The sequence below is a fragment of the Klebsiella sp. 141198 genome (assembly GCF_050600785.1).
Classification (GTDB): Bacteria; Pseudomonadota; Gammaproteobacteria; order Enterobacterales; family Enterobacteriaceae; genus Klebsiella; species Klebsiella aerogenes.
Window position 1 is genome coordinate 1 of the sequence record NZ_JAQIRM010000035.1, and the last position, 203, is coordinate 203.

Genomic DNA, 203 nt, shown 5'->3' on the forward strand with positions numbered 1-203 from the left:
GTCCGACCAGGATTAGCTAACCTTCGTGCTCCTCCGTTACTCTTTGGGAGGAGACCGCCCCAGTCAAACTACCCACCAGACACTGTCCGCAACCCGGATTACGGGTCCACGTTAGAACATCAAACATTAAAGGGTGGTATTTCAAGGTTGGCTCCACGCAGACTGGCGTCCACGCTTCAAAGCCTCCCACCTATCCTACACAT

The 203-nt window shown here is 53.7% G+C and carries 1 rRNA gene; it reads right to left on the bottom strand.

The features are described from left to right. Nucleotides 1-203: ribosomal RNA gene (locus tag PGR10_RS25460) — 23S ribosomal RNA — on the bottom strand; the annotation flags it as partial.